The 274-nt window shown below is 68.6% G+C and carries 1 protein-coding gene; it reads right to left on the reverse strand.

Features of this window, described 5'->3' with window-relative positions; translation table 11 throughout:
* Positions 1–274 (reverse strand): hypothetical protein (locus ACZ3HH_RS29930; protein WP_465810189.1); only part of this gene is annotated, 274 nt, incomplete at both ends.

Below are 274 nucleotides of genomic sequence, written 5' to 3' on the forward strand. Positions count from 1 at the left end.
GCGCGTCGTGCGCGACGGATGCCTCGCCGAACACATCGGGGTCGATGTCGAGTCGGTCGAGGACGCGCGGCTCGATGTAGCGGTCCCAGGTGTGATCGTCGTCGGGGTCGGGCCAGCCTCCGCGTTCGCTCTGCTCGTGGAGGGAGGTCACGGCGCTGGCGATGGCGAGGTCGACGTCGAGCACGTCGACGGTGACACCGCGTTCGGCCAGGCGCTCGACGGTTTCGTGGGTGCGGTGGGTGTAGACGGGGACGATGGCGATAACGGTCATGCT

Source organism: Pseudomonas sp. PME37.24/025 (assembly GCF_055556615.1).